Origin of the sequence: Acidisphaera rubrifaciens HS-AP3, from assembly GCF_000964365.1 — a bacterium.
GTDB classification, from domain to species: domain Bacteria; phylum Pseudomonadota; class Alphaproteobacteria; order Acetobacterales; family Acetobacteraceae; genus Acidisphaera; species Acidisphaera rubrifaciens.
Window position 1 is genome coordinate 1 of record NZ_BANB01000659.1, and the last position, 7,260, is coordinate 7,260.

The window sequence follows — 7,260 nt, forward strand, 5'->3', positions numbered from 1 at the left end:
CGCCCGACCCAGTAGCCGAGCCGTCCCGCCCGCCGCGCCGGATCGAGCCGCAGGCCGACGCCGCCCACCAGCATCTCCGTCTCGCCGTCGCGGCCGGTGATGGCGAGGTGATAGGCGGTGCCGGCGGCGGCCTCGGCGTGGGTGGAGGCGATCCACTCGTCGGCGAGCGCCCGGTCATAGGGAAAGCGGACGGTGGTGAGCGTGCGCGTCACCTCCCAGTCGTTGATCAGCCGGTGCAGCGCCGCCGCGTCATCCGGGCGCAGCAGGCGCAGCGTCAGGCGGGGGGTCGACAGCGGCGCGAAGGCCGCGTCGCCATCGGGCGTCGCGTGGGGATCGGGTGGAATGGTGTCGGGCACGTGTCTCTCCGGCGGCCAACCTGACGCACCGGACGGCGGCGGCGCAAGCGGGGGCGCCGGGCGCAGTCAGTCGGCGGCGGCGATCTTCGCCCGGTCGGGCCAGCGGCGGATGACCACGGGGCTGTCCTCGGCATAGGCATAGCAGGTGCCGATCAGGCCGGGGGCCGAGCCCGCCTCGTGCCCGCGGCGCATGCGCAGGGAATAGGCGGTCTGATAGGCGGTGGTCGCGACCTGTTGCAGCAACTCGCGCAGATGGGTGCAGCCGGTGGTGCCGGCGACCCGGCCCATGGCGGCGCGCAGGAAGCCGGGGCGGATCTGCAGCCCGGCGAGGGCGGCGAAATTGGGCGCGGCACCGGGGCAGACCGTGTAGGGAGTCCAGTCCATCGACGCCTCGCACACCAGGATATTGAGCTGCTCGTCCATGGTCATGCGCAGCGACATTCCGTGCAGCGGCTCGCCCGCCGGGATGTGGGGCCGGTCCTCGTTGCCGAAATCATAGGGCTTGGTGTCGGTCAGCGTCGCCTCGACGTCGATCAGCCCGTCGACGCGCTGATACCCGTCGATGACGATGCGCCGCGTGTGCAGCGGCGTTCGGTCGGCGGCTGGGCTGAGCGGCATGGCATATCCCCTGGCGGCGTGGCGCGTCCGGGGAAGTATATGCTGCCATGCAGCAAGCCCGCCAATGGCCGGGACGGCGGAGCTGCCATCCCGGCCGGTAGCCCGTCGAGCGGGAACTTACTTTTCGCGACCGTAGAGGAAGGTGACGCTGGTGTGGGCGAGGCTGTTGGCGTGCAGCATGAAGCCGACCAGCGCGCCGGACGCATTGGCATCGACCGGCAGCGACGGCGTCTTCAGCGCCCAGACCGTGAAGACGTAATGGTGCGGCTTGCCCGGCGGCGGGCAGGGACCGCCATAGCCGGGCGCGCCGAAATCGGTCCGCCCCTGCACGGCGCCCGCCGGCAGCGTCCCGCCCGCGCTGCCCGCGCCGGCGGGCAGGCTGGTGGTGCCGGGCGGCAGGTTGACGACGGTCCAATGCCACCAGCCGCTGCCGGTCGGCGCGTCGGGGTCATAGGCGGTGACGGCGAAACTCTTGGTCCCCGCCGGCGCGCCCGACCATTCCAGCGCGGGCGAGGTGTTGCCGCCGCTGCAGCCGAAGCCCTTGAACACCGTGCTCTCCGGCATCATCGCCCCGGCCTTCATGCCCGGGCTGGTGACGGTGAACTTCGCGGCCCAGGCGGCGGGGGCGGCGAGGAGCAGGGCGGCGGCCGCGAGGGCGGCCGGGATGGCGCGGTGTTTGGGCATGGGACGTCTTTCTCTGTCGGACTGCGTGGCGCGCGCCGAGCTTAGGTGGCGGCGCTTGAGGCGGCTAGTCCGTCCTGCGCCGCGCGGCCTTACCGGATCTCGACCGTGAAGGGCTGCGGGGCGGCGGCCATCGCGAGCGTCTCCGGCAGCAGGCCGACGCTGCCGGGCGAGGGGCCGTGGCCGAGCAGGCCGTCGCGGGTATGGACCTCGACCGCGACCGATGCCGGATCGGCGCCCGGCGGCAGCGCGACATCGGAGGTGACACGCAGCTTCGTCTGGCAGTTGGCGCAGCCGGCCGTCTGCCAGCGGCTGAGCACCGGATCGAGACCGACGAGCTGCTTGCGGCCGTCGAGCTCCGCCCAGGTGGCGACCAGGAACGAGCCGCGTATCTTCGAGCGGTCGATGCCGGCGACGTGCACCGTCGTCTGCCCCGGCACGGCGGTGGGGACCGCGGCCATCACCTGTGGCCCGGGCGGCGCGGCATACGTGTCGAGGGATGCCGGCCCGTAGGTGTAGCCGAGCTGCTTTTCGATGTTGACCACGTCGGCGCTGGTATAGGGCACGCCATACTGGCGGAAGAACGGTTCGAGCGGCGTCGTCATCGCCATCGTCGCGTTCGGATCGGCGCCGGCCGGCGGCTGATTCTGCGCGCCGTATTTGGCGCCCGGATCGGCCGCGTCGATGGCGAGCGTGTCCGTCGCGTTGTGGCGGCGCTGCCAGATCCAGAACACGTAGTCGATGAAACAATGATGGAAGTAGAAGATCGGGTCGAGCCCCGCAGTATCGTTCTCGCCCATGTCGCCGTTGGCGCCGGCGATCGGCGAGAACGTGCCCTGACCCGGCACGTCGAAGCCGCCGACCGCCAGATGCATGCTGTTGTGCGGGCTTTCGAGCGCGACGACGAGCGCCTTCGGATTGGCGTTGTTCCAGTTCGCGGCGCTGGTCGTGTTGGAGAACAGCGTGTAGGTCGGCGTGTTCAGGCAGTCGATGAATTTCTGGTAGATCAGCCCGACGGTGTTGCCGCCGACCGTGAAGCTGGTGTTGAGCCAGTTCATGATGTTGCCGTTGAGCAGCCGCGTCTGGTCGCTCGGCGTCGGATAAAGGGCGTTGTGGGCCGCGGTCGCGGCCCGGTCGGCGGGCGTGCCGACCAGTCCGGACAGCGGATACCGCACCGTCGTGTAGTCTTGCGGCTTGGTGTAGAGATCGTTGTCCCCGGTCACCGCATCGACGATCGTCGCCGGCAGCGTGAACGACCGCAGCGGATTGGGGATCGTCTGACCGTCGAGCACGAAGGTCTCGTCCGTCAGCGCCCGGGGAATCCCGGTCTTGCGGCTGAGCGTGCTCGTCTCGTCCCAGAACGGGAGGGTGACGGACTCGCAGCCGGGGATGCTGCGCAGGGCGCTTTCCAGACGATGCAGATAGGCGCGGTGCCAGGTCGGGAACAGCACGGTGCCGTGCTGGCAGTAGCCGCCCCACCAGGCGGGCGTCTGCGCGCCCGGCCCGCGAAACGGCTCGCCGTGGAAGCCGCCGATCATGAAGAACGAGTTGAACTCGTTCGGCCCGAGTTCCTTGATGCCTTTCCAGGCACGCATCAGGGTTTCGAGTTCGGTTTTGCGGCCCGCATCGTAGTCGGCCTGGATGTCGGCGATCGAACGGCGCACGCGGAGGGCCGGGGCATTCGTCATGACGACAAAACCTCCCTGCTGCGCCGGCATGGATGTCCGGGCAGGCTGGATGCCGGGGTGAAACCGCAAACGGACGAAAGGCTCGCGCATAGGATAAACATGTCGGTAGAAACTTGCCAGTTTGGTTTGCCGGCGTTCCGGAAATTGTCATCGGTGCCGGCCCGGATCGGTCTAAGCTCCGGCGGGCGGCGGAGGATGAGCGCGCGGTCCGGGCGAGGTGCGGCATGCTGGACGGACGCTGGACGTATCGGGCCTATCGCGATGTCGAACGGCTGATCGACGCGGACGCGGGCGCGGCCCTCGGGCTGATCTTCGGCGAGGGCGTGTTCGAACTGCGGCAGGCCGCCGACGGTCGGGTGGGGGGCGCGCTAGGGATGGCGGCGGGACATGCGCTGCGCATCGCGGGCGCGGCGCGGGCAACCGCCGAGGGGGATACGTTCAGCCTGCTCGGCACGGGTCTCGACGGCACGGCGACGGCGGGATGGCGCTATGCCTATCGCGGCATCGCCGGTCATCGCTGGCCGGACGCCGTCGATCAGGTGCCATCGTTGCTCGGCACGGTCATCCGGCTGGCGGCGCACGGGCCGGATGCGCCGGCCGGCGTCACCGCATCGTTCATCGCCGTGCGCCATGGCGACCATCCGCCGCCCCGCACGTTGCGGCCGCGCTCGAGTCTGTTGCGGTGAGCCGCGCCCGTCCCCGGCCCCTGGGTCTCTAGCTTGCCCGGTTTCCGCCCGCTGGCCCGTCCCCGCCCTGCCTGTTAGCGTCGCGCCGCACGGCGGCGACGACCGTCGGTCAAGGGAAGCGGAGGACGCCATGGACACACCCATCACCGGACTGCATCACGTCACCAGCGGCGTGTCCGGCGCGCAGGAGGATATCGACTTCCTCGCCGGCACGATCGGGCTGCGGATAATCAAGCAGACCGTGCTGTTCGACGGCACCAACCCGATCTATCACCTGTATTACGCCAACCGCGGCGCCGAGGTCGGCAGCGTGATGACGACGTTTCCGTTCAGGAAGGTCGGCTATGTCGGGCGGCGCGGGTCGGGGCAGGTGAAGACCACCGGCTATTCGGTGCCGCGCGGCGCGGTCGCGTTCTGGGCCGAGCGGTTCGCCCGTCTCGGCGTGCCGCACGGCAAGCCCGGCGAGCGGTTCGGCGCGCACGTGCTGCGTTTCACGCATCCCGCCGGGCTTGAGTTCGAGATGATCGAGGACGCGGACGATCGCCGCGATCCCTGGACCACGGCCGATATCGGCGCCGATTCCGGCGTACGCGGCTTTCACAGTGTCGCGATGTCGGTGCGCGACACCGAGGAACAGGACCGGTTCCTCACCGAAGGGCTTGGCTTCAAGCGGCTCGGCAGCGACGGCGCCTATACGCGCTACGCGATCAACGGCGGCGGCGCGGGGCGCGTGATCGAGTTCCTGCACGAGCCGGACGTGAAGCAGGGCACGTGGGCGTTCTGCCAGGGCGTCGTGCATCACGTGGCGCTCGCGGTGCCGACGGAGACGGAGCAGCTCGCGGTGAAGGCGCGGCTCGAAGGCCTCGGCTACACCGATTGCTCCGAAATCAAGGACCGCAACTACTTTCACTCGATCTACGTGCGCTCGCCGGGCGGCATCCTGGTGGAGCTTGCCACCTGCGACATCGGCTTCGCGGTCGACGAGGCGCCGGACCATCTGGGCGAGGCGCTGCTGCTGCCGCCCTGGTTCGAGGACCGGCGCGCGGAGATCGTGGCGCCGCTGGAGCCGATCACGGTGCCCCGGCACGCGCATTGAGGCGACAGCCGCGCCAGGGACGCTCGGGACGGCGCGCGTTAAAGGTAGCGCGCGCCGTCCCTGTCGTCAGTCAATCAGGCCGCGCGCCGCGTCCCACCGCCGGCGCGCGCGAACAGCTCGATCATCGCGCGGTTGAAGGCGGGGATGTCATCCGGGTTGCGGCTGGTGACGATGTTGCCGTCCACCACCGCCTCCTGATCCACCCATTCGGCGCCGGCGTTGCGCACGTCGGTGCGCAGCGACGGCCAGGACGCGAGGCGGCGGCCGCGCATCTTGCCGGTCTCGATCAAGGTCCACGGTCCGTGGCAGATCGCCGCCACCGGCCGGTCGTGCTCGACGAAGGCGCGCACGAAGGCGACCGCGTCGGCATTCATCCGCAGCTTGTCGGGGCTGTACACGCCGCCCGGTAGCAGCAGCGCGTCGAAATGCTCCGGCCGTGCCTGCCCGAGCGGCACGTCCACGGTGAAGCTGTCGCCCCAGTCGGTGGACTTCCAGCCCTTCACGCGGTCCTGCTTCGGCGAGACGATGCTTGTCTTCGCGCCGGCGTGATCAAGCGCCTTGCGCGGCTCCGTCATCTCCACCTGTTCGAAACCGTCGGTCACCAGGATCGCGACCTTGATGCCGTTGAGATTGCTCTCGGCCATGCTTTTTCTCCCTCACTCCGCGCACCGTATCGTGCGGCGCGCACAGATCAGGACGCGCGGGCGCGGCCCGCGTTGCATGCCGCAACCTGCTAGGCGTCCGCCCCCTCGTCGCGCAGCAGCGCGAGCACGGCGCCTTCCTCGACCTCGGCGGTGGTGAAGGCGGCGCCGATGCCGCGGACGAGGACGAAGCGGATATTGCCGTCCTTGACCTTCTTGTCGCGCCGCATGTGGGCGTAGAGCGCGGCCGCGGAGAAGCGGCGGTCGAGGTCGCGCAGGCCTGCGGGCAGGCCCGTCGCGCGCAGATGCGCGATCACGCGCGCGGCATCCGCCTCCGCGCACAGGCCGAGCCGGGCGGAGAGGCGGAACGCGAGGCCGAGGCCGGCGGCGACGCCCTCGCCGTGCAGCAGGCCGCCGCCATAGCCGTATTCCGCCTCCAGCGCGTGGCCGAACGTGTGGCCGAGGTTGAGCAGGGCGCGACCGTCGTTGGGCCGTTCCTCGCGTTCGTCGTCGCCGACCACGCCCGCCTTGAACGCGCAGGCGCGCAGCACCGCCTCGGCCTGCGCCGCCGCGTCGCCGCCCACCACGTCGGCGCCGTGACTTTCGCACCAGTCGAACAGCGCGGCGTCGCCGATCAGCCCGGCTTTCACGATCTCGGCATAACCCGCGCGCAGCTCGCGCGGCGGCAGCGTCGCGAGCGTCGCGGTATCGGCCAGCACCAGCGCCGGCTGGTGGAAGGCGCCGACCAGGTTCTTGCCCTGGCGCGTGTTCACGCCGGTCTTGCCGCCGACGCTGCTGTCCACCTGCGCGAGCAGCGTGGTCGGCACCTGCACGAACGGCAGGCCGCGCAGCACGGTCGCGGCGGCGAAGCCCGCGAGATCGCCGACGACGCCGCCGCCGAGCGCGATCAGCGCCGTCTTGCGCTCGATCCCGACGTCGATGACCTGTTCCACCAGGGCCGCGTAGCGCGCGAGGCTTTTGGCCGACTCGCCGCCCTCGACGATGATCTCCGCCGTCGTGAAACCGGCTTCCGCGAGGCCCGCGCGCAAGGTGGCCAGATGCAGCCCGCCCACCACCGTGTCCGTCACCACAACGGCGCGCTTCTGCGGCAGCACCGGGGCCAGCAGGGCGCCGGCGCGGGCGAGCAGCCCGTCGCCCACCACCACGTCATAGGACGTCGTCTCCAGCCGCACCGGCAGGCGGCGCGGCGGCTGCCAGGCCGTGATTGCTTCCGCCACGCGCATCGTCGTCACCTCCGGCGGCTCGTCGCCGCAATCGACCACCACATCGGCCTCCGCATAGACCGGATGGCGGACGGCGGCGAGGCGCGCCAGCACCTCGGCCGGGTCCTGATCGCGCAGCAGCGGCCGATGCTCGCGCCCGGAGACGCGGCGCACCAGCACCGGCAGCGGGCAGCGCAGCCAGACGGTGACGGCGCGGGCGCGCGCCATCGCGCGGGTCGCCGGCTCCATCCACGCCCCGCCGCCGGTCGCC

At 70.9% G+C, this 7,260-nt stretch carries 8 protein-coding genes; 2 read left to right on the forward strand and 6 right to left on the reverse strand.

Going from position 1 to position 7,260, the window contains the following annotated elements:
* From B8460_RS15975 to B8460_RS15990, 4 genes are all read right to left on the reverse strand, one after another.
* Nucleotides 1-356: GNAT family N-acetyltransferase (locus tag B8460_RS15975; RefSeq protein WP_048862606.1), on the reverse strand; the 356-nt coding region annotated here is incomplete at its 3' end.
* A 66-nt stretch (nt 357-422) separates the two neighbouring features.
* On the reverse strand, nt 423-974 hold the full coding sequence (locus B8460_RS15980) for a DUF2889 domain-containing protein (RefSeq protein WP_048862607.1): 552 nt from the start codon (nt 972-974) through the stop codon (nt 423-425).
* Nucleotides 975-1,091: 117 nt separating this feature from the next.
* Entirely contained in the window at nt 1,092-1,556 is a 465-nt protein-coding gene (locus tag B8460_RS15985) for a YbhB/YbcL family Raf kinase inhibitor-like protein (protein WP_241771212.1), read from the reverse strand.
* A 191-nt stretch (nt 1,557-1,747) separates the two neighbouring features.
* The gene (locus B8460_RS15990) at nt 1,748-3,343 is read right to left on the reverse strand and encodes a tyrosinase family protein (protein ID WP_048862609.1); all 1,596 of its coding nucleotides are present in this window, start codon (nt 3,341-3,343) and stop codon (nt 1,748-1,750) included.
* Nucleotides 3,344-3,567: 224 nt separating this feature from the next.
* On the opposite strand from B8460_RS15990, the gene B8460_RS15995 reads away from it, so the two are divergent.
* Nucleotides 3,568-4,029, forward strand: coding sequence for a hypothetical protein (locus tag B8460_RS15995; RefSeq protein ID WP_048862610.1), 462 nt, complete (start codon nt 3,568-3,570; stop codon nt 4,027-4,029).
* A 130-nt stretch (nt 4,030-4,159) separates the two neighbouring features.
* Nucleotides 4,160-5,125 (forward strand): ring-cleaving dioxygenase, encoded by a 966-nt coding sequence (locus B8460_RS16000; protein ID WP_048862611.1) that lies wholly within the window; start codon nt 4,160-4,162, stop codon nt 5,123-5,125.
* A 74-nt stretch (nt 5,126-5,199) separates the two neighbouring features.
* Here B8460_RS16000 and B8460_RS16005 read toward each other — a convergent pair whose 3' ends face one another.
* Complete coding sequence (locus B8460_RS16005) at nt 5,200-5,769, reverse strand: type 1 glutamine amidotransferase domain-containing protein (RefSeq protein ID WP_048862612.1); 570 nt, start codon at nt 5,767-5,769, stop codon at nt 5,200-5,202.
* Between the two features lie 89 nt (nt 5,770-5,858).
* Nucleotides 5,859-7,260 (reverse strand): 3-dehydroquinate synthase (gene aroB / locus B8460_RS16010; RefSeq protein WP_084623743.1); only part of this gene is annotated, 1,402 nt, incomplete at its 5' end.